Source organism: Streptomyces sp. cg36, from assembly GCF_041080675.1.
Taxonomy (GTDB): domain Bacteria; phylum Actinomycetota; class Actinomycetes; order Streptomycetales; family Streptomycetaceae; genus Streptomyces.
This window is the reverse complement of sequence record NZ_CP163520.1, coordinates 2,371,079-2,392,207: the sequence shown is the minus strand read 5'-3', so window position 1 is coordinate 2,392,207 and position 21,129 is coordinate 2,371,079. Positions and strand designations below refer to the sequence as shown.

The following is a 21,129-nucleotide window of genomic DNA, read 5'->3' as shown; positions in this document are numbered from 1 at the left end:
ATCGTCATGCCGGACGCCGTGGCAGTCGTCGCGGACTATCTGCGTTCCGCGCTTGTGGCGGTGGGCGAGGCGGTTCCGGTTGTCTCTCGGGTCCCAACTCCCCGCCCCTCACGGTTCGTTCGCCTGGAACGGCTCGGGGGCTTCTCGCCGACTCCGGTAACGGACCGGGCCCGGCTCGACGTGCATGCGTGGGCTGAGCGCGAGGACCAGGCGCACGACCTTTGCGCCCTGGTGCGCGGTCTGCTCGGGGCGATTCCCGGTGTCCGCGGCGGGGTCACGGTCTACAGCGTGACGGAAGTCGGCGGCCCGATGTGGCTGCCGGACCCGGAGAGCGGACAGCCCCGGTACGCATTCGCGGCTGAAATTCACATGCGCGGGCGTGTGCTCTAAAGGGCCCTACTTCCGTCGTCATCTAGCGCCCTCTGAGCCGCTTCTCGGAACGCTTTGACGCCTCTAGTCAGCCCGATTAATGCACTATCGAATTCCGTCCCAACATTCGCCGATTCCTCAAGTAGTCGAGTTCGTCGGTCGACGGAGGCCGTTGAGATCTCTCGCTCGATCCTATGCAGAGAACGCCATGCGTTACGGGCAGCGAGAGCTGTATTAGTTACGTTTTCCCCGGCGTCCGCAACATAGCTAGGTCCAAGCAGCGCAATTTCCAAGCCAATGTCTCTTAGGCTTCGAGCCTCCGTTTCCCAGACTTCCAATGCAGCCAAGTCGCCGGGTACTCCATAAGAGGCCACTTGGATAATTTCGTGCACGTGTGCAATAAGGGTTTTGTATGCGTCATGTCGAGGTTGCCGACGCTCTTTTCTATGTTCGGCTCTGACGGCAATTCTCGCCCCCTCGCGCTGAGACCAACCCGTCGCAAACGCTGCGCAAATCGTTGCGGCCGATCCAGCGAGGGCACCTAGCGCTGCCGCTATTCCTGCATCCATAACGCCTGATCCTGCCGTGTTACTTCATCAGGGTCAAGAGTCAACGCTCATTCTGCTCGTCCATACAGAGAGGACACCTCATGTCTCTGAATGCAAACGCTGTGCGCGTTGCGATTACCGGTGCTGCCTATGTAGCAGCCCCAAAGTCAAAGCTTCCCACCGACGCAACCACGCCGTGGGACGCAGCCTTTACCGATATTGGCTGGATCTCCGACGACGGTATTACCGAGTCCAACTCGGCGGACACGTCGGAAGTCAAGGGCTGGCAGGGCGGGCAGACCGTCCGGAAGGTCATTTCCTCCAGCGAAATGACGTTCTCCTTTACGGCCATTGAGACCAGCAAGACAGTTCTTGAGCTGTACCACAAGGGCTCGAAGGTGGTCACGACTAGTGGCAAGTCGGTGCTTGCAGTCAAGGCCCCTGGTCCGGACCGGCGCACTTTCGGATTCGACGTCATCGACGGCAACTCGCATATCCGCATCGTGATTCCTGACGGCGAGGTAACCGAGACCGGTGACATCACTTACAAGGGAGATGAAGCGATTGCCTACGAGCTGACGATCACAGCGTACCCGGGCCCGGATCAGACCGTGGCCTACAAGTACAGCGACGACCCCGCTTGGGCTTCTGCACCCGCCGCTTAACCCGTTAGCAGAAACGATCCTTCTATTCTTGTGAGGCACTACCTTGAGCAATGCTTTTGATCTCGATGTCTGGGTGAAGGAAGCGAGGCGCGAGCCCTTCCGATTCTCCCTCGCGGGACACATATTCACGATGCCTTCAGCGGGCGAGCTGGACAAGTCGATTCTTACTGCGGTCAGTCTGGATTCCCCGAGTGCCCACGATATTGAAATCCTTCTGAAGGCTGGTCTTGGCGACCAGTGGGCCCGGTTTGATGAAATCCCTGTTCCTCTCGCTGCCCTCGGTGAGCTTTTCCGCCAGTGGCAGAAGCACGAGGGGGCCCCGGTGGGGGAATCCTCGGCCTCTTCCGGCTCCTGAGTGAGCACGGAGAGGCCATAGAAAGCGACCTACAGCGCTACTACGGCACCGACGTGCGAGACGTCTACCGGCCGAACTCCGGGCTCACGTGGCGTCGTCTTCGGGCTCTAATCGCGGGGCTTCCCTCGGATTCTGCGCTAGCCCGCTCGATGGTTGGCGAGGAGTCCGTGTGGACGCTGGAAACACAGCTACTCGCGGCGCTCCATGACCGACTTGCCGAGGCGAATTGGCAGCGCGGGAACGCGGGCTCGAAAACGCCGACCAGACGCCCGCAGCCCATTCCCCGCCCCGGGGTGGGCTCGGGCCGGATCGGCGGGACGAAACGCGACGTGCGCGAAGTGTCCGCGTATCTCGCGCAGTACCAGCCGGAAAGCGGGTGATCCGGCATGGCGGTTGAAGTGGGCGTGGGCTATGTGTCCATCGTCCCCGAAGTGCAGGGGTTTGCGGGGGAACTCCAACGCCAGGTTACGGGTCCCTCGGAGAGCGCTGGTCAGGAAGGCGGGCGGACAGCCGGCGAGGGCTTCACCGGGAAAATGGGTGGAGTCCTCAAAGGCGGGTTGGCTGCTGTGGGTATTGCCGCGGCTGCCGTGCTCGCGAAGGGGTTCATGGACGCTCTTGACCAGGGCGCCATTAACGGCAAGATTCAGGCGCAGTTGGGCAGCACGCCCGCCGAGGCGGCCCGGTACGGCAAAGCTGCGGGGCAGCTCTACGCGGGCGGTGTCACTGACTCCGTAGAGGAAGCGGCCGACGCAATATCCGGCGTCATGCGGTCGGGAATTCTCCCGCCGGACGCCACCAACGCGCAGATCGAATCCATATCCGGCAAGGTCACTGACCTTGGTAAAACGTTCGAGCTGGACCTAGGCCAGACCAGTAATGCGGTCGGTCAGATTCTCAAGAACGGGCTTGCCAAGGACGGCACGGAAGCCCTTGACATTCTCACTGCGGGAATGCAACGGATGGGGCCACGTGCCGACGACATGGCGGATACGTTCAACGAGTATTCGACCAAATTCCAGGATCTCGGACTGTCCGCCGCGGACGCCATGGGGCTCATGTCCCAGGGAATGCAGGCGGGCGCGCGGGATACCGATACTATCGCCGACGCGCTGAAGGAATTTCAGATCCGCGCCACTGACGGATCGAAGACCAGTACAGCAGCGTATGAGGCTATCGGCCTGAGTGCCGAGGACATGACCCGCAAGATTGCTGCGGGTGGCCCAGGGGCCCGCGAGGGATTGCAACAGGTCCTTGACGGCATCAAAGCAATTAAGGACCCCGCGCAAAGATCGCAAGTCGCCGTAGGTCTTTTCGGAACTAAAGCGGAAGACCTTGGCAAATCTTTGCTTGCCATGGACCCGAGGACTGCCGTAAAGGCGCTCGGTGATACCGCGGGTGCTGCCGAACGGATGGGAGACGCGCTCCACAACAACGCGGGCGCCAGGATCGAACAGTTCAAGCGCAGACTTCAGGTCGGCGTATCGAATGCGATAGGTACCTACGTGATTCCGGCGCTCACTGCGGGCGCCGACACCGTTTCCCGTATTTTCACTCCGGCGTTTGAGGCTGCCGGGCGGCGCATCGCACCGATTTTCTCGGGCATAGCAGACGGGGCACGCTCGGCTGGCTCTGCACTCGTAGCAAGTGGTGAGGCGGGGGGAATTTCTGCCGCGCTGGATTCAGTGAGGCAAAAGGGCTCGGGCCTTGCAGATACCTTTCAGCGGACAGTGGGACCTAGCCTTTCGTCCTTCGGGCAGCTCGTCTCAGCGGAGGTACTTCCCGCTGCGGGACAGCTGGGCGCGGCTCTCGGCAGCGTTGTATTGCCCGTACTCCAGGGGGTCGGGTCGGTTCTGACCGGGGTTCTCCTCCCGGGCGTGATGACGGTCTATGGGGCTGTTCTGGAGCACATGCAGCCCGCGTTCTCCGCACTGGCCGATTTCACTACCGCGCGCGTCGTTCCGGCACTTCAGATGATCGGGGCGCGGCTCTCGGAACTCGTCAACAAGTCGATGCCGGTCATTGAGGTGGCAGCCACGCTTATTACGTGGGTGGCGCGGCTTGCGGCTGTCATCCTCGGCACCTTGATACCAATTGTGCTGCGCCTAGCTGGCCCGGTATTTTCCGGCCTGTTCTGGGCGCTGGGCACGGCTATTAGCTGGATCAGCAACGTCATTGGCATCCTGGGAAGTCTCGGTGTTGCGTTTGTTGGTGCGGTGCGCTGGGTCGCTGAGTTCAGTCAGAAATCAGTGGGCAAGCTTGGTGAGTTCCTGGGGTGGATGCGCGGTCTGCCTGGTCGGGTCAGGGACTCGCTCGGGGACTTTGGCAGTCTGCTGGTGGGCAAGGGGCAAGACCTCGTGCGCGGCCTGTGGGACGGCGTCAAGGGAATGGGGGGATGGCTCAAAGACAAACTCATGGGCTGGGCCAAGAGTGCTATTCCCGGGCCCATCGCTAAGGCGCTCGGAATCAACTCGCCCTCACGTCTCATGCGAAAGGAAATCGGACGGTGGATTCCGCCGGGCGTGGTCGACGGAATCGACGACGAACAGGCGACTTTGGATGCGCGGCTGCAATCCATGGTCAGAGTCCCCGATATCGGGCCCGTACAGACTCCTGGAACCGTCCGGATTCCCCGCGGGACGTCAGCAGCGGATTCGGGGCTTGTGGACGTGTTGCGGGCACTTGAGAGCGAGCGGGGCCGGGACATCGTGATCCGGATCGGCGACCAGGAAATAGCCCGCGCGGTGGCGTACGGGCAGCGTCAACTAGCAAGGAGGTGACGGGATGTGGATCGGTCGTCCGGGGGCACTGCGGCAGATCACTGACGGGGCCCGGAGTTTTGACCGTTCGCCCGAGCTGCGCGTGTCCGAGTTCGTTTCGCTGGACGGGGGTGTCACCACGTGGGCGCCCCCGGTCCGGCCTCGCCGGCTCAAGGTGACGTGGGACGCGATGCAGCGGGAGGATTTCACACACCTTGATCGGCTTGCCCGCCGCATCGAGGGACCGGGCCCGGTGGCAGTGCTCGACCCGCTCGCACGGAACGTGCTTGCCGCGGACCAGGCGGCGGGGCTCGGCCCGGCGGGCGGCAAGTGGGCGACCGGTAGCGGCGTGATCACGCTGTACGGCGGGTCCACGGGCCCGTCAGCACCGAACACGGTATCGGTGGACGCGTTGCACACCACTGGACTTGCCGAACTGGTCTGGCGGCATCCGCTGTTTTACGGCGTGCCCGTGGCTCCCGGCCAGACGTGGACGTGGTGGACTCCGGGGCTGGTGGCGGCCGGGGCACCCATGCTGTCTGCTCGGGTGGCCTGGTACGACGTGGGCCGGAAGTGGATCAGTGCAAGCGTTGCGGGCGCCCTTGGCACACCCCTGGTGGCTGTGGCTCCCGCGGGCGCGGCGTACGCGTGGCCCCACGTTGCTTTCACAGCAAAGGGGGTGTGGGACCTGGGCGTATCGGTGTTTGCCCCCGGTGACATCGCGGCGGCGCTTCTGGCAGGTGAGCGGCCCGTGGGCGACGGCTGCCCCGCCATGAGCATTACCCGCTACAGCGAGGCGGCGGCCCCCGGTGACGGCGCGTTTCGGAACATCGGTCTTGACCTGGTGGAGGTGACCGTATGAGAGCGGCAAACCAACGGCTCATGATCGCTTTGGCGAGCGGTGAACGCTCCCTCTCACACTCCACCCGCCTCGCAGGCCGCGAGCTTGGGTCACAGGTGACGGCCTGGTCGCTCGACCGGGCATACGTCACCGATCTCCCCGCAGCTATGCGTGCGTTCTCGGGTAGCTCGTCCGCGCAGCTCACGGCCGATGTGGCCGGGACTGGCGGGCAGCCGGCTCCGGCCCTGTACGGGCCGTGGGCGCCCCGGGCCACGGGGGATGTTGCCCGCCCGGGGCAGTCGGTCACGCACCGGTGGGGGCTCGGCCCGGACACTCTTGCCACGTTCCGCGGCTCGGTGCGGTCCCGCTCGGCGGAGTCAGGCACCGACCTGGTGCGGCTGTCCGCGCTGGACGGTGCCGAACGACTCCGCATGCCCGCGCGGTTGCCGAGGCCCGATGGTGCGTTCCGCTTCACTGGCGGTCCGACGCAGTGGATTGCGAGCCCCGTATGGGTGGTCGACCACCTACTACGCAACGCGGGTATTCACACGTCTCCGCCCCCGCGCCCGGGGTGCGTGCTTTATGCCTCGCTGCATGGCGGGGTCGCGCCCAATGTCGGCTATCTCGAATCCGTCAACGGCTGGTGGGGCGAGTGGTACAAGGAGCGCGCATCATTCGAGTGTGCCGCCGAAGGGGGATTCAGCGCCCCCTATCAGGCAACATACATCCCGGCCGGATTGCCGAGTTTTCTCTACGGGGGCGGTACCTGGCTGGAGTTCTGGGCCGTCAATCAGCCACCAGTGGACAAGGATTCTGCTGTTGAGCTGCACGTGACCTGGTCGCTAGCCCAGGGAATGAACTACTACACCACCCTCACTGTGAATTTCACGAAGGGGACCATCACCGCGTCCAGCGGCGAAAATGAGGACCCGACAAAGAACCCGTCTGTCGGGTGGACATGGAACCCTCTGAAGGTTGAAGGGAAGCGTATCCATATTGGCTGGTGGGTGCGTTACCGCTCGCCGGGACAGTCTGCATTCACGCCGGTTATCACGGGCGAGGACGGTATTCCGGCTTTCCTCAATGACGGATATATTGACGCGCCCGCAATGCGCGTTGCTACGGTTTTGGAGCGGGTGCGTTTCGGGTTGACGAATCTGCGTGCGGAAGCTTTTCAGGTTTCGTCGCTTGCGGCACGTCCGAACACTCTCGCTGAGGTGACGCAGCAAGGGACGTGGAAGCGCAGCGCCTCGCTCAGTAAGCCCCGATTCCCCCTGCGGGTCATCCCCGCTGTCCGGGGTAGCGCGTGGGACGTGATCAGCGAGATAGCAAAATCCACGTTGGCGACCGCCGAGTTCACAGGCGATGGCTATTTCAGGTGGCGGGACCACACCCGGTGGAGCTATACGCCAATCAGCGCAGATCTAGAAGTGACATCCGCTCGGGACCTCGCAGGGCTCACGATCACGGAGGAAATCGACGCCTGTCGGAACTACTGCACCGTGCGCGTAAGTGATTGGTTTGATGTCTGGGACGGGAAAGCAGAATCGATTTACGACCAGCCGGGGCCCCTGCTGATTGCGGCGGGGGAATCCCTGGTGCGGACTCTGGCCATTCAGGAATCACAGCTAGACCCTCGCACACCTAGGGTTCAGGCCCCGGGGCCGGACTCCGTAGTCATCCGCAGTACGGCAGCCACCAACTCACCGGTCCGGCCCGCGAGCGTGGACGTCACGATGCAGCGTGAGCCGAGCACCATCACGCTGACCATGCGCAACCGCTCCGCGGAACCGTTGTACTACCACGGCGCACAACTCACGATCATGACCCCCAACGGAAATCCCGGACAGTATCTGTGGTCCTCATGGAACGACGACAGCCGACGAATCTACGGCACACAGGAATACGAGCACGACGTGCGGGGATGGGTTCAGACCGTCGCCGATGCAACCGCGTTGGCGGACGCTCTGCGCGACGCGGGGGCTTTCCCCGCTCCGCTGCTCCAGTCCGTTGACATCCTGCCCGACCCGCGTATTGAACTCGGCGACGTAGTGCGCATCCGGGACTCTACCGGCGCCCAACTGAACACGCTGGCATGGGTCATCGGGATAAAGACCAGCGGGGACACCGGACGCGTCACACAGACTCTGACGCTGCGCGGCACCGCACCGAATGGAATTCCACAGGATGCGGGACTGACGCCGGACCCGCCGACTGACCCGGACGCGCCGCCCCCGCCACCATGACCAATTCGAGGGGGAATCGTGGACGACGACAACGAGCCGCACGGAGTGCGCATCGGGGCCCGCGAGATTTATGACGAGGTTGTTGGCCTACGCGGCGATGTTCAGCGGCTCGGGCAACAGGGGGAATCCGTGGACGAGACGCTAGAGGATCACGAGACCCGCATTCGCGGACTTGAGGCCGAGCGGGGGCGGTTCGTACTGCCCGCTGCCCTGATTACCGCCGTGGCGACTGTAGTTGCCGCCGGGCTCACCGTGGCGAAGCTATCCGGCTAGAGCCACCACACACCAGAACACCAGCCCCGCCCGGGCGTATCCGGGCGGGGCTTTTTCATGCCCAAATGAGGGGGAAACACATGGCTTGGTATCCGAATGCCCGTAAGTGGGAACTTCAGCCCGAGAGCGACGCCCAGCCTGCCATCCGTCCAACGCAGTTGATTTTGCACAGCGTTGCAGCACCGTGGACCGGAAAGCGCACTTACGAATACTGGCGGGACTCGACCAATCTTGAGTCTCATTTCTTTGTCGAGTTCGGCGGAGATACCTTCCAGTACATCGGCACCGAAACCAGGGCCGACGCAAATATGTATGCCAACCGCCGCAGCGACGGCAGCGGAGCGGTCAGTGTCGAGACCGCAAGCAACATGAACCACACCGACCCATGGACCGACGCACAGGTTGCCGCGCTCATCCGGCTGGGTGTGTGGATGCACCAGAAGCACGGCGTACCTCTGCGCATCTGCCGAACCCACGATGACCCCGGGTTCGGCACACACCGCATGTTCTCGCAGTGGTCAGACGGCGGTACTGCCTGCCCTGGGGACGCGCGACAGGCGCAGTTCCGCAACGTGATTTTCCCGGGGATCGTTCGCGCTGCGGGCGGTACCCCGCCCCCGGCAACGCGGTACGCCCCGTTCCCCGGTGCGGACTGGTTCAAGTCCGAGCCGCGTAGCCCGCTGATCACTGCCATGGGGCGCCGCCTGGTGGCCGAGGGATGCGGGCGCTACGCGGACGGTCCGGGCCCGCAGTGGACCGACGCAGACCGCCGTAGCTACGCGGCATGGCAGCGCAAGCGCGGTTTCAGCGGGTCCGACGCGGACGGGTGGCCCGGAGCCACGACGTGGGACGCGCTGCGCGTTCCAGCGGTCTGAGCACTGCCCGTTACGGCTGCCCGTTTTGCCGGGACCAGCTCGGGGCCGACGAGCCCCGCACTCATCACGCAGCGTGCCGACCGGGCGTCCGCGATGCCCGCGTAGCGCCCGGTCGTACAGCTGCTCACTCGCTACACCCACAGTCACTAACAGGGATCACTCATGAAGTTCGTTCGTACTCATCCGGCCCGTATCTACGCGGTCCTGGTCGCCGCCCTCGCCCTGGTCGTGCACTACGTGCCCGATCTCCCGTCCGCGCTGATCCTTGCTCTCGCGGCGGCAGTGCTCGGTATGGGTGAGGCAGTCCAGCGCACCGAGAACATCAAGACCACGGCAGCCGGCGACGAGCACCAGGACCACGCCGACGAGCTGTCCGCGTGAGCTTTCGCCATGTCGCGTTGATGGGCCGTGCCCGCTCGGGGAAGGACACCGCAGCGGCCCGGCTGGTCGACGCTTTCCAGTTCACCCGGGTGGCGTTCGCGGACCCGCTGCGCACGGCGGCGCTCGACCTGGACCCGATCGTGGGATACGAGCCCGCCGGATACGGGCCGCTCCCGATCCGCCTGTCTGACGTGGTACGCCACCACGGATGGGACGGGGCCAAGACGTTTCCCGAAGTACGGCGCACGTTGCAGCGGCTCGGCGAATCCATGCGCACTCAGGACCCGGACACGTGGCTACGCCTCGCCCTCGCCCGTATCGACGTCGCCGACACGTGGGGGCTGCCCGTGGTCGTCACCGACTGCCGACACCCCAACGAAGCCGAGGCGCTGAGGGCGCGCGGGTTCTTGCTCGTCCGTGTGGTCCGCCCCGGGTCCCACGGACCGACCAGCGCCGCCGAGCGGCAGCACGTCAGCGAGACCGCGCTAGACGACTACCCCGCCGATGCGGTGCTGACCAACGCGGGCAGCATCACCGATCTGAACCGGGCGGCGGACGGGCTCGCCGTACTGCGCTGACCCCAGCGATGACGGAATGACGGTTCGAACCCCATTTCTGTATCTCTCTTACTTCTTTAGAGAAAACCAGAAAACCCCTCTGAACGTCATTCCGTCATCCCCCTACCCCAACCCACAACCCCAAGGGGGAACACCCATGCCCGGAGCCATCCGGACTATCAAGCGCGGTGGCAGCCGCTTCTACGTTTCGCCGGAGACCGCTGAGAAGGTGCCCGGTGTCACGTCGATTGTCGGCATGCTGCCGAAGCCATATCTCACCTTCTGGGCCGCCCGCATGACCGCAGAAACGGCGGTCGAGAACCTTGACGCCGTGCAGTCGATTGCACAGCGGGACCCCGCCGGGGCCGTCGACTTTCTGAGGAACAGTCACACCCGTTACACCAAGCTGCGCGCGGGTGTTGGCTCCGATGCGCACGACCTGTTCGAGCGCATGGTTCGTCTGGAGGAAATCGGCCGCGTACACCCCGACCTGGAGCCCTACCGGCTCGGGTTTGCTGAGTTCCTTACCACGGTGCGCCCGCAGCTCGTCCGTGCTGAGGATGTGGCGTGGTCCGACGAGCACGGTTACGCGGGCAGTTTCGACGCCATTGTGCGCGTCCGGCTCGGCGAGGACGGAAAGCCCAATCACGAACATGGCGAGTGGCACACACTTGTTGTGGACTGGAAGACGAGTAAGAACGCATACCCGGACGTCGCACTACAGCTTGCGGCGTACGCGCACGCTGATCGTGTGATTTCCCCGGATGGCACGTCCGAGCCCATGCCGAAGATTGATGGCGCTGCGGTTCTGCACATCACGCCGGAAGGCTGGACTTTCAAGCCTGTCCGTATTGATGAGGAAGTCTTTTCCGTCTTTCTGACGCTGCGCCATGTCTTCCAGTGGGACCGCGAGATCAGCAAGACAGTTTTCGGTGTGCCGATCGCCGAGAGCGTCCGCCGGCTCATCACCGGCACGCAGCGCCGAGCCGCATAGTAGAACCGCACGCACAGACCAGGCGAGCCGTAATCGACGGCCCGCATTTTTTAATGCCCAAAACCAGGGGGACAAGCCGCATGGCTATTCGCATTTTCGAGACTGACCCGTCCGCCAAGCCTTCCGCGACGTTTTCGGATGACACTGTGGGCCGCTTCCACGGCGGTAAGCAGGTGGACAACCTTCCGGTTGCCCTTTCCGAGTGGCGCGTGACGACCGGTGACCCGGACGTTGCCGCGGCTATTGCGCAGCTCATCGGCGGAACTCCGGTCGAGACGGATTCCACGTCGGAAAACTTTATCGAGATCATGACCGGCACCGATAGGGTCAAGGTTGTCCTTTCCGGTCCGGATGCTATTACGTCGGACCTCAAGCTGTGGAACGGGAACGTTCTTATTCACCACTGCGACGGGATCGAGTTCCTTTCCCCGGAGCTGGACAAGGGCAAGCCGTGTGGCTGCCCGCCGCTCATGGACGACCGTAAGGCCGCTGCAAAGGCCAAGCGGGGCCCCTCGCCCTCCATTGCAGTAACGTTCCGTCTCGCCGAGGATTACGACCTTGGCTTTTTCAAGCTTCAGACCGCCTCTTGGAAGCTGGCTGAGGTCCTGCACGAGGTAGAGAACTCGCTGAACAAGGTAGGTGGCGAGGCTCTTTCCGAGCTGTCGCTAGAGCTGGTCGAGTACACCACGAAGAAGGGCCGTGACGTGTCCTACCGCAAGCCTTCTATTCGCGTTCTCAAGTCGTGGAACGACGCTGTAGCCGAGCCGAAGTTCTAGTCGGCCGAGGGGTCCCGGGACTGTTCTCGGGACCCCCTTTTTCGCGGGGGAACGCACATCCCAATTCTTGAACTGTGCGCCGGATACGGCGGGATCGGAAGGGCCGTCGAGGCTCTGACCGGGGACAGGATTAAAATCGTTGCGGAGATTGATCCGTACGCATCGTTGATCCTGGCGACCCGCTATCCGCACGCGCGCAACATCGGAGACATTACCCAATTCGATTGGGCCACCATCGCGGGAGAGGTGGACATCATTACGGCGGGGTTCCCTTGCCAGGATATTTCCAACGCGGGGAAGAGGGCAGGCATTCATGGCGAGAGGTCGGGTATCTGGGAAAGCGTCCTCGGGGCCGTTCGCGTTCTTCGACCACGGCTCATTTTCCTGGAGAACGTATCCGCCATCCGAAACCGGGGCCTTGCGCACGTACTCGCGGGACTGGCCGAGGCACGGTATGACACGCGATGGTGTTGCCATCGGGCGTCCGCAGTTGGAGCCGCCCACCACCGAGATAGATGGTTCCTCATCGCCACCCCTGCTACCGACTCCGCTCGCGTCGGACGCGACTAAGGGGCCTGATTTCGCGAGGGACGACCGGCAGGGTAGCGGCGGGCAAGATCTCGTTACCGCCGTGGCGCGACTATTCGACAAGGAACGCGCACACACGCTGTTCAAGACCCCCACCGCCAATCTCGGTACCAACGGGGCACCGCAGCACCCGGACAAGCGCCGTGCGGGCGGTCACGGACCGACACTCGATGACGAAGTGTCATTCCTGCTGCCCGTTGATCCCGACGTGGCCGAGGAAACACCTGGGGCATTTCACAGCCCGCCGGAATGGTGGGCAGAGTACGGACCCGCTGTGCACCGTTGGGAAACCTTGATGGGCTCGCCGGCTCCGATCCCGGTTGAGTTCGGTCCGCGCGGTGGCCGTCGCCTCGCGTCGGTGTTCGCGGAGTGGCTCATGGGTTTGCCGCGGGGCTGGATCACCTATATTCCGGGCCTCAATCGGGCCCGGCAGCTTAAGGCCGTGGGAAACGGGGTTGTGAGTCAGCAGGCTTTCACGGCCTATCTGCACCTATTGAACTACAAAGAGGAGTAGCCACAATGGCTAAGCGGGGGGTCGTCACCGATTACGGGGGCGAAGAGCTGTACCGGGGCGACCTAGTCGCCTACGCGGCCCGACAGGGCAACCGAGTGCGCATGGCTGACGCCATCGTGGACAAGGTGACCGCGCGTCTGGTGGACGGTCGGCTACGGCCGATGCTGCGTATCCGTCCGACCGGCACCGAATCCGGATTCGCTAAGCGCCGCTCGCTCCGACAGGAATGGATCAGCTCGGAACATGTCCGTCTGATTGTTCCGGGCGAGCGCGACCAGTAACACGCAAGACAGGAAGGGCCGACTGTACCCGCTGGGGTGTGGTCGGCCCTTTCGCATGAGGGGACCAATGATCTACGAAATTAGCGCCGACTACGCGCCGCCCATCGGCGACATTCGCGAGGCAAGCGCCGGGGACACCATCTTTCTGTTGCCCGGGTGGAAGTCCCGTCCGGACTGGGTTCGGTACCTCGCCACGGCAGCGCACGCCATGGGTAAGGGGTGCGTGATTCACCAGGGGGCCGATCTTGGCTAACCCCAACAAGGCTCGCGGGACCGCGTGGGAAAGCGCGGTACGTGACTACCTGAATCAGTTTCTCGGCCTGGTGGACGAGCGCGGGGAGTTTCTTGACCCGTTCAACGCGGGCAACGTGCGACGGGCCGCACAAGAGGGTGCCCGAGACGTGGGCGACATTCATTGCGTTCCGTTCGTGCTGGAAGCGAAGAACACAGCAAGTCCCGCTGTGCCAACGTGGATTCGACAGGCGAAAGTCGAGGCGAAGCACGCAGGATTTCCGTTCGGCGTGGTCGTCCAGAAGGTGCGCGGCTCCGCGGCTGCCGCGGGGCGCGTGCATGTGTCGGTTAGGACGTGGACCCGAATCCGGATCGCCCACGGGATGAGCACGGGTGAGTTCGCGGCGCTCTACGGCTGGTCGGCCTCGCTGCGCGGGCTCGACACGTCGCGTTGGTACCTGACGACCACGCTCCGGGACTTTGCCCACCTGGTCGACGACTACCGCCGCAACGTCCCTTCGGGGGTGACCCGTGCTGTTCGCTGATCTGCTCGCCCGGTTCGAGTCGGTGTCCAGCGAGGCGGACGGCGGTTACTCCGCTCTCTGCCCCGCGCACGCCGATTCGCGGCCCTCGCTGCGTATCTGGCGGGGCGAGGACCTGAAAGCGCGGCTCACATGCCGGGCGGGCTGCGAAACGGCAGACGTGATCCGGGCCGTGGGGCTGTCCTGGTCCGATCTGTTCGACGTGACCGGCCCCGGTGCCACCGTTCCGGCCGGACGCCCCGAGCTGGTACCGATCACGCAGACAGCAGCGCTTGCTGCCTACGTCGATCGTGCCTCGCTCGCCCTCGGTGACTACGCGGCTGAGTCGTCCGAGCGAGCGCGGGACTACCTCGCGGAGCGGTTCGGGCTCGACATCGAGACCGCCATAGAACTCGGGCTTGGCGTCGACCAGGGCGACCAGGGCGAGAGCTTTCCCTACCTCTCTCGCCTGTACCGGGAACACCCTCGGCTAACCGTGCCCCTGCTCGGGTTCGACGGGGTAGCCCGCGGACTACAAGGGCGGGACATCGGAGGTAGGTGCTCGGCTCGGTGGCTGTCCCTGGTCAACCCTCGCGGGCTGCGCTGGTCGCCGTACGGCGTGTTCCGGGGCGGCGGCGGATACGGCACGGTCCTGATCACCGAGGGGCCCGGGGACGCGCTTACGGCAGTTGCGTGCGGCTATGACGCCGTTGCCATCCGCGGGGCTTCCCTCGCCGGCTCGCCCGAGCTGGTTGCCGAACTCGCCGAAGGACTCCGCGGCTCGCTCGTGATCCTCGCCGGGGACAACGACCAGGCGGGAACGGGCTTCACGGCCCGCCTCGCCGCGGGGCTTGCCGAGCACGGGATAGACACGCTGCGGCTCGAACTCCCCCCTAGCGCAGGTGACTTGACCGATTGGCGCGAGGCCGCCCCCGAGCGGTTCGCGGCCGAGTTGCACCGTGCAGTCAAGAACGCGCGCCCCATCCGCGATACCGCCGAGGCACACGCGGCAGCCCGCAGTGCCGAGCTTGCCGAGCGCACCGGGGCCGACACCGTCACGCGCGACCAGGGTGCCGAGGCTGCCGAGATCCTGGCGCGGCTGGTCGCACAGTACGGGGAATCGGACGCCATGAACGCCCACGCCCTTACCGCGTGGTCCGGGGGCCGTATCCGCTACGCGCACGGGCTCGGGTTCTACTCGTGGGACGGACGCACGTGGGTCCTTTCTGACACCCGTGTGCGGCAGGAGATTCACCGCATGGGGGCCGCTCTCGTCCTCGCTGGCCAGACACAAGCGGCGCGAGGGTTTCTGATGACGAGTCGCATCAACGCGCTCATGACGGAATTGCAGTCGGTCCCCACTGTCCGCGTAGCGGCTGCCGACTTCGACAACCGCCCGCACCTGCTCGCCTTCAACAACGGCGTTGTCGACCTGCGCACCGGACGCCTACAGCCGCACGACATGGGCGACATGCTGACGTACGGGCTCGATATTGACTACCAGCCCGATGCGACGTGCCCACGGTGGGAATCGTTCCTGACCGAGATTTTCCCCGGCATGGCCGACATGCCCGCGTACATTCAGCGGCTGATCGGCTACGGCATTACTGGGCAGACAAGCGAACAGGCATTCTGCGTTCTTTGGGGCAAGGGCGCAAATGGGAAGTCTGTATTCCTGGACACCCTGACCACTGTGTTCCGGCAGCTCGTCAAGACCACGGCGTTTGCCACGTTCGAGGAGAAGAAGGGAGGGAGCATCCCGAACGATATTGCAGCGTTGCGCAGTGCCCGCCTGGTCATGGCGAGTGAGGGCGAGTCCGGCAAGGCAATGTCGGAAGCAATTCTGAAGCGGGTCACAGGCAATGACATGATTCAGGCCCGTTTTCTGCACCGTGAGTTCTTTGAGTTCCGTCCCGCGTTCCTGCTGTTGCTTGCGACGAACCATAAGCCGACGTTCAAGTCTCAGGATGAGGGGCTTTGGCGCCGCATCAAGCTGGTGCCGTTCGTCCGCTACTTCGCCCCGCACGAGCGGGATTACGGCCTGGAAGGCACATTGTCTGCGGAAGCTGCGGGCATCGCTGCTTGGGCTGTACGCGGGGCGGTCGACTGGTACCAGGGCGGGTTGCGAGACCCGCAGTTCATCACGGGCGCGTCCCGCGACTACCGCGAGACCAGTGACGCCCTTGCAGGGTTCTTCCCCGGAGTTCTGGAACGAGCCGGTGACAACGAAGAAATGAACGGGACCGACGCGTTTAATGCCTATCTCGAATGGTGCGAGGACGAAAACCTTCCCGTCCGAGAGCGCTGGACGCGCCGGGCCTTTTATCACGCTATGGATGAACGGGGCGTGACCAAGAGAAAGACCATGAAGGGGATTTCGCTCACTGGGGTCCGTCTCGCCGAAAAACGCCCTGGCGAAACAGGGCCAGGAATCTTCGGAACCTAGTTACCCCTAACCGGGCTGTTCACCCTCGGGTGGGCGGCCCGCTTTTGGGGGTTCATGAAGATATTTCGGCACGAAGTGGCCGGTGACCCGGTCGCAGTGCACGTACCCGAAGGCACCGCAGATCTCGGCGAGTTCTGGACGTGGTTCAACGACGTACGCGCGCGGGGCCCGATCGCGCTGGACACCGAGACAAGCGGGCTTGATGTCTACAGCCCTACCTACCAGCTGCGTACGGTCCAGTTTGGCGACGCCCACGACGCGTGGGTAATCCCGTGGGAACGGGGCGGCTACTTCCAGACGTACGCACGCCAGGCAATCGAGCGCGCCCGCCAAGTAGTCATCCACAACGCCAATTTCGATTGGCACGTGTTGGGCCGTCACGCGGGCATTCCACTGGAAGACCTCGCACCGTGGACGACCGATACCCGCATCCTTGCGGCGCTTATCGACCCGCGGCAGCCGCAAGAGGGCGGGGCAGGAACCGCACTCAAGCCTCTATCAGCCAAGTGGATTGACCCCGCGGCCCCGGACACTCAGGGCGGGCTCACGAAGGTTTTCAACAGTCTGGGGATGACGAAGGAAACCGGTTGGGCGAGGATCTCCCTGGACCACCCGACTTACCTTCTGTACGCGGGACTTGACGTCATTTTCACCGCCCGGCTCGCCCCCGTTCTGCGCAGCGAGCTGGTCCGGCTCGGCGTGCGCCCCGAGCTGGTGACGTACGAGCACGAGCTAGCCCGCATCTGCGCGGTCATGCAGCGCACGGGGCTACTCGTGGACCAGGACTATGCGGCCCCGCTCGCTCGCCGGCTCGCCGTGGAGGCCGACCAGTACCGCGCCGTTGCCGCGCGGTAAAGCGTGACCAAGGTCGGCTCGGGAACGCAGGTAGCCGAAGCGCTTACCGGAATGGGCGAGACGCTGACCGACCGCACCGACTCGGGCGCCCTCAAGACCGATAAGGCTGTTCTCCTGCCGCTCGCTGACCTTGACCGGGACTGGCAGAGGATCGGCGCACGCGACCCCAACCCCCTTGCCGACGCTGTGTTGAGGGCGAAGCGAGCCAAGAAGTGGGGCGAGGACTACGCCCAGGGGTTCATGGCCAAGCTGGACACTGCGGGACGCATTCACCCGGTGATCTCGCCCCTCGCGGCACGCACGGGACGCATGTCCGCCACGGACGGGCTGCACCAGCTCCCCAGCTCTGATTACGTCGTCCGCCGTTCGATCCTCGCCGAGCCCGAACACGTCATGGTCAGCAGCGACTTGCAGGCAATCGAAATGCGGGTCCTCGCGGCCCTCGCTGACGTAAAGCGCATGAAAGAGGGATTTCTCCGCGGTGGCGAAAAGTTCGATATTCACGCCTACACTGCCCGCCTGATCAAGGGGGACGCTGCCACCCCGAGAGATCGAAAAGTGTTCAAGGGGGCCGGTTTCGGAAAGGTCTATGGCGGCGGAATCCAGACGATCGCGAGGCAGACCGGAGCCACGGAAGCGGAGATCGCGCACGCCGTTGCTGCTTACGACCGGGCCTTCCCTGAGATCAAGCGCGCGAGCACGCGTTGGCAGCGCCAGGCGTTCCAAAACGACATGGTCTTTGTTTCGGCCGTTGGCCGCAGGCTTCCTCTCGACAGGGACCGCATATACGCCGTGGTGAATTATGCCTGCCAGAGCGCCGCCCGCGATGTCCTCGGGCAAGCCATGATCGAGATGGAAAGCTCCGGACTGCTCGAATATATGCGCCTGCCCATTCATGATGAAATCCTCGCCTCGGCCCCGAAGGGAGACGCTGCGGATGTAGCCCGCGAGTTCGAGCGCTGCATGACCATGAGCCTGTACGGAGTCCCGATCGTGGCTGAAGCCGAGATCGGCGGTCGGTCGTGGGGCTCGCTCTACGGGGCCAGTGAGTGAAATCAGCGCATGCGGGGCCCACTTGTTAGACGCGCAGCCCCGTGAAGTGGTTGCGCAACGCGTGGTCACGTGACCGCCACGATCCGCTGACGGACTCGTACCTGAGAACTACGTATTCCGGCTTCATGTACTGCATATGGAGTACTTATCGCGGGTGAAAACACAGCTCTACAACCCCTGTGCCACGTATGCGGCATCTAGTCCCTCTTAATCCTTTTTAACAGCATTGTTGATTGCGCTGCGGCGCCCTAACTTTCAGGGCCTCGCAGAGATTAGGCAATGCGCAAGCCCCGTCCCTGCAATTCCGGGACGGGGCATTTTTGTGCCCTTTTTCAAGGGGCATTGAACCAGGGCGGCGGGCCCTCCATGGACCCCGCGCGCTCCGTTCCGGGAATTCCTTGGTCCCCGCAGGGACCAAAGCCCCCGATCAACGGAGCCACGGCCCATGACGCACCTTACCCATGCCCAAATTTCGGCAGCCAAGAACAATGATATTGACGCGATCTCTTCGATCATCAGAGAGACAGAAGGGCTCGCGGCGGCTCGGGCTAGCCGCTACGCAGGATCAAATATGGAAAACGGGAACTCCCTTAAAGAAGACCTCATGCAGGCGGGACGCATAGCCATCTGGCAGTGCATACCCAAGTTCTCCGGGGAGACCCCTCAAGCGTTCATGGCCTACGTGGACCGGTTCATAAATGCCGCAATGCTCGACATGTTGCGCGCTGAAACGCGCCCTGGCGTTGGTTCTCGCGCTGCAAAGGATTTTGAGACCGCACTAGCCCTTGCAGGCGGAGACCCGTATGAAGCGGAGCGCATTGCCGCCAGCGAACAGATGGGAGATCGTGCGATGAGCCGCGAGCACGCTTACGCTGCTCGACTGGCCTGGCACGGTCTCGATTACCTGGACCGCCCCTTGGCCCCTGATGAGTCCGAAAGCGCAGAGGCGCACAGCGAATCGCGCACACTCGCCGAGAAGTTCGAGCGTGAGACTGGCATGCCCGCAGAGCTGGTCACGGCACAGGACATCGCATTGCACCGCCGGGGCGTCATCCGTGAACAGGTTCACCGTGCGTTGGGCGCGCTGAGCGACCGCCAACGGCACGTGCTGAAGGCTGGGTTCGGCGTGCACCCCGTCGCGGAGTACCGCCCCGGTGTTGATGATGACGAGTTGGCAGGCGACATGGGGGCCACGCGCTATCAGGTACAGCAAGCGCGCACCAAGGGGTCGAAACGATTCGCCGAGCTGTACCAGGCGGGTGCACGCGCATGGTGACCGTCCCGACCCGCGACGGCGGCACGGTTGAGATCACCCGGTGCGGCGCCCTGGTCGACGTTCACGTCCGGGACGCCGAGGGGCGGACGGTCGCCACGGTGACCCGCCGAGCCGGCGAGGGTGCGCTACTGCTCGCGGGCTACCGCACACCCCCGGCTGAGAGCGCCCGCCGGTCTGCCTGAACAGACAAAAATCCCCCGCTTCGTGCGGGGGATTTTCTGCGTTCGGCTACGCCGCATCCTGTGCGGTCTGCGCATCCTGTGCGCGCTCACGGGTCCCCGCGTCGGACCCCCACCAGGCGCCGAGCTGGAATCGTGTCGTGGTGCCCGACACCTCGTACAGTGCGGCAGTCAACTTGTTGAGCGTGCGCACGCTCATTCCCAGCGCGGACGCGATTTGGCTGTCCGTCTTCCCGTCCCACAGCAGGGCAAGGATGCTGCGCGACGTGGCATCCGTGACCGTCGCGGTCATGGGGCGCTGCGCGCCGCCCAGCCACGGTTCGGCCCGCGCCCATTGCCGCTCGTAGACCTCCGTGAAAGCCGCGACCAGGCCGCCGTGTGTCACCACGAAACCCGCGCCGCCCCACACGTGGTCAGTGAGTACGACCATGCGCCGGTCCACGATGACCATGCGCTCAATCTCGGGGGCCGGTGCCGTACGTACCTCGGCGCCGAGTTCCGAGACGGCTTTCGACCATTCCTGTTCGGCGGGCTGCGTGCGCGCGGTGTCGGGGTAGAGCGTGCGGTAGGCAATGCCGCGTGCCAGCAGCTCGCGGTCACGTGGGAGCGAGGCGGTCAGGTACTCAGGTGGCCGCGGGATGGGGTGGGCCGTCCAGATGTACGACTCTGCCGCATCTGCTGCCTGAGTCAGCCGCTGCGTGGCAACTCCGCGGTCTGTGACCCACTCGACCCCGCCTGTTGACCCCGGCCGGGGTTCCTGGTCTAGGTCCGTGACGATCTCAGACAGGGCCGTCAGACGGTCGAGCGCATCCGTGACAGTGGCGTGCATAGCTCGTACGGCTCGTCCGGCCACATGCCCTGGTTCCAGTCCCACATACCGCTCCGGGCGGACCAGGTCTTGCCGTGCCAGTCCCCAGGACACCAGCTCAGCAAGGCCGGGTGTCCCCTCGGTTGCGTGCTCCCCTTGTCGTAGGTGCAGCGCGAGGTCCCGAGCCTCAGCCGAAAGCCGCCGTTTTTCTCCTTCATTTCCCATTTTGCCCCCTACGTCATTACGCAGTGCGCACATATGCACGCGGTCAGCGGTTGATCACCGCTAGTGCATCCGGCACCCTTACGGAATGTGACCGCCGTTCCGGGTGTGTGCAGGCCGCAGCGCGTTAGTGCAGCGTAATGACATGACTGGTACGTGCTTCAAGCATATGCCTACTTCAGTCATCCACTGTGGGTGACCGAAGTCAATCGAGGGGAACAAAATGATCTTGAAAATGAAGGTGGCCGCTGCCGCTGCCATGGGCGCTCTCGCACTCGGCGTGGCGCTGCTGGGGGGCAGCGCTCAGCAGTCAGTCCACCAAGCGGACCCGACATGGGGATTCACCGGAACCAGCGTCTCCGCCGAGGGGCAGACCGAGCACCCGATAGCCGACGCGTCAGACTCCGCGGAGACGCCGCGGGTCGCCCTCGACCCGACCTGGGGATAGCACCGCTACCTAGCCGCATCTAGGCAGCACAGACAGGCGACGGGCGGAGCCGCCCCCGTCGCCTGTTCCAT

The 21,129-nt window shown here is 64.2% G+C and carries 22 protein-coding genes; 21 read left to right on the top strand and 1 reads right to left on the bottom strand.

All coding sequences use genetic code 11. The annotated features are described in order from the left end of the window. The first annotated feature begins 6 nt into the window (after window positions 1–6). The 21 genes from AB5J87_RS10535 (at window position 7) to AB5J87_RS10435 (ending at window position 19,583) form a co-directional block, all read left to right on the top strand. The gene (locus AB5J87_RS10535) at window positions 7–390 is read left to right on the top strand and encodes a hypothetical protein (protein WP_369376112.1); all 384 of its coding nucleotides are present in this window, start codon (window positions 7–9) and stop codon (window positions 388–390) included. 628 nt (window positions 391–1,018) lie between these two features. Next, window positions 1,019–1,582 carry a hypothetical protein gene (locus AB5J87_RS10530; RefSeq protein ID WP_369376111.1) on the top strand — a complete coding sequence of 188 codons (564 nt, stop codon included), beginning with the start codon at window positions 1,019–1,021 and terminating at the stop codon, window positions 1,580–1,582. A 43-nt stretch (window positions 1,583–1,625) separates the two neighbouring features. Beyond that, on the top strand, window positions 1,626–1,937 hold the full coding sequence (locus AB5J87_RS10525; RefSeq protein ID WP_369376110.1) for a hypothetical protein: 312 nt from the start codon (window positions 1,626–1,628) through the stop codon (window positions 1,935–1,937). A 386-nt stretch (window positions 1,938–2,323) separates the two neighbouring features. After that, the gene (locus AB5J87_RS10520) at window positions 2,324–4,714 is read left to right on the top strand and encodes a phage tail tape measure protein (RefSeq protein ID WP_369376108.1); all 2,391 of its coding nucleotides are present in this window, start codon (window positions 2,324–2,326) and stop codon (window positions 4,712–4,714) included. A gap of 4 nt (window positions 4,715–4,718) precedes the next feature. Beyond that, complete coding sequence (locus AB5J87_RS10515) at window positions 4,719–5,555, top strand: hypothetical protein (RefSeq protein WP_369376107.1); 837 nt, start codon at window positions 4,719–4,721, stop codon at window positions 5,553–5,555. A 20-nt stretch (window positions 5,556–5,575) separates the two neighbouring features. Further along, window positions 5,576–7,780 (top strand): hypothetical protein, encoded by a 2,205-nt coding sequence (locus tag AB5J87_RS10510; protein WP_369376106.1) that lies wholly within the window; start codon window positions 5,576–5,578, stop codon window positions 7,778–7,780. A gap of 18 nt (window positions 7,781–7,798) precedes the next feature. Beyond that, the gene (locus tag AB5J87_RS10505; RefSeq protein WP_369376105.1) at window positions 7,799–8,053 is read left to right on the top strand and encodes a hypothetical protein; all 255 of its coding nucleotides are present in this window, start codon (window positions 7,799–7,801) and stop codon (window positions 8,051–8,053) included. 80 nt (window positions 8,054–8,133) lie between these two features. Next, entirely contained in the window at window positions 8,134–8,928 is a 795-nt protein-coding gene (locus AB5J87_RS10500; RefSeq protein ID WP_369376104.1) for a peptidoglycan-binding protein, read from the top strand. A gap of 162 nt (window positions 8,929–9,090) precedes the next feature. Further along, a complete protein-coding gene (locus AB5J87_RS10495) occupies window positions 9,091–9,309 on the top strand; it encodes a hypothetical protein (RefSeq protein ID WP_369376103.1) in 219 nt (72 codons plus the stop codon). Then, on the top strand, window positions 9,306–9,887 hold the full coding sequence (locus AB5J87_RS10490; protein ID WP_369376102.1) for a hypothetical protein: 582 nt from the start codon (window positions 9,306–9,308) through the stop codon (window positions 9,885–9,887). The genes AB5J87_RS10495 and AB5J87_RS10490 overlap by 4 nt, the downstream gene beginning before the upstream one ends. Before the next feature lie 136 nt (window positions 9,888–10,023). Continuing rightward, window positions 10,024–10,860, top strand: coding sequence for a hypothetical protein (locus tag AB5J87_RS10485; protein ID WP_369376101.1), 837 nt, complete (start codon window positions 10,024–10,026; stop codon window positions 10,858–10,860). Window positions 10,861–10,940: 80 nt separating this feature from the next. Next, entirely contained in the window at window positions 10,941–11,636 is a 696-nt protein-coding gene (locus AB5J87_RS10480) for a hypothetical protein (protein ID WP_369376100.1), read from the top strand. Between the two features lie 57 nt (window positions 11,637–11,693). Beyond that, window positions 11,694–12,206, top strand: coding sequence for a DNA cytosine methyltransferase (locus AB5J87_RS10475; RefSeq protein WP_369383458.1), 513 nt, complete (start codon window positions 11,694–11,696; stop codon window positions 12,204–12,206). Between the two features lie 61 nt (window positions 12,207–12,267). Next, a complete protein-coding gene (locus tag AB5J87_RS10470) occupies window positions 12,268–12,738 on the top strand; it encodes a DNA (cytosine-5-)-methyltransferase (RefSeq protein ID WP_369376099.1) in 471 nt (156 codons plus the stop codon). A gap of 101 nt (window positions 12,739–12,839) precedes the next feature. Beyond that, the gene (locus AB5J87_RS10465; protein ID WP_369376098.1) at window positions 12,840–13,019 is read left to right on the top strand and encodes a hypothetical protein; all 180 of its coding nucleotides are present in this window, start codon (window positions 12,840–12,842) and stop codon (window positions 13,017–13,019) included. A gap of 245 nt (window positions 13,020–13,264) precedes the next feature. Continuing rightward, the gene (locus AB5J87_RS10460; RefSeq protein WP_369376097.1) at window positions 13,265–13,795 is read left to right on the top strand and encodes a hypothetical protein; all 531 of its coding nucleotides are present in this window, start codon (window positions 13,265–13,267) and stop codon (window positions 13,793–13,795) included. Continuing rightward, complete coding sequence (locus AB5J87_RS10455) at window positions 13,782–16,217, top strand: phage/plasmid primase, P4 family (RefSeq protein WP_369376096.1); 2,436 nt, start codon at window positions 13,782–13,784, stop codon at window positions 16,215–16,217. Before AB5J87_RS10460 ends, AB5J87_RS10455 begins: the two co-directional genes overlap by 14 nt. A 54-nt stretch (window positions 16,218–16,271) precedes the next feature. Then, entirely contained in the window at window positions 16,272–17,072 is an 801-nt protein-coding gene (locus AB5J87_RS10450) for a hypothetical protein (protein WP_369376095.1), read from the top strand. Window positions 17,073–17,075: 3 nt separating this feature from the next. After that, a complete protein-coding gene (locus AB5J87_RS10445; protein ID WP_369376094.1) occupies window positions 17,076–18,125 on the top strand; it encodes a DNA polymerase in 1,050 nt (349 codons plus the stop codon). 445 nt (window positions 18,126–18,570) lie between these two features. Further along, window positions 18,571–19,401: a sigma factor gene (locus tag AB5J87_RS10440; protein WP_369376093.1), complete on the top strand. Its 831-nt coding sequence runs from the start codon at window positions 18,571–18,573 to the stop codon at window positions 19,399–19,401. Continuing rightward, entirely contained in the window at window positions 19,395–19,583 is a 189-nt protein-coding gene (locus AB5J87_RS10435) for a hypothetical protein (protein WP_369376092.1), read from the top strand. The genes AB5J87_RS10440 and AB5J87_RS10435 overlap by 7 nt, the downstream gene beginning before the upstream one ends. 46 nt (window positions 19,584–19,629) lie before the next feature. Here AB5J87_RS10435 and AB5J87_RS10430 read toward each other — a convergent pair whose 3' ends face one another. Next, window positions 19,630–20,409 carry a hypothetical protein gene (locus AB5J87_RS10430; protein ID WP_369376091.1) on the bottom strand — a complete coding sequence of 260 codons (780 nt, stop codon included), beginning with the start codon at window positions 20,407–20,409 and terminating at the stop codon, window positions 19,630–19,632. Window positions 20,410–21,129: the final 720 nt, after the last annotated feature.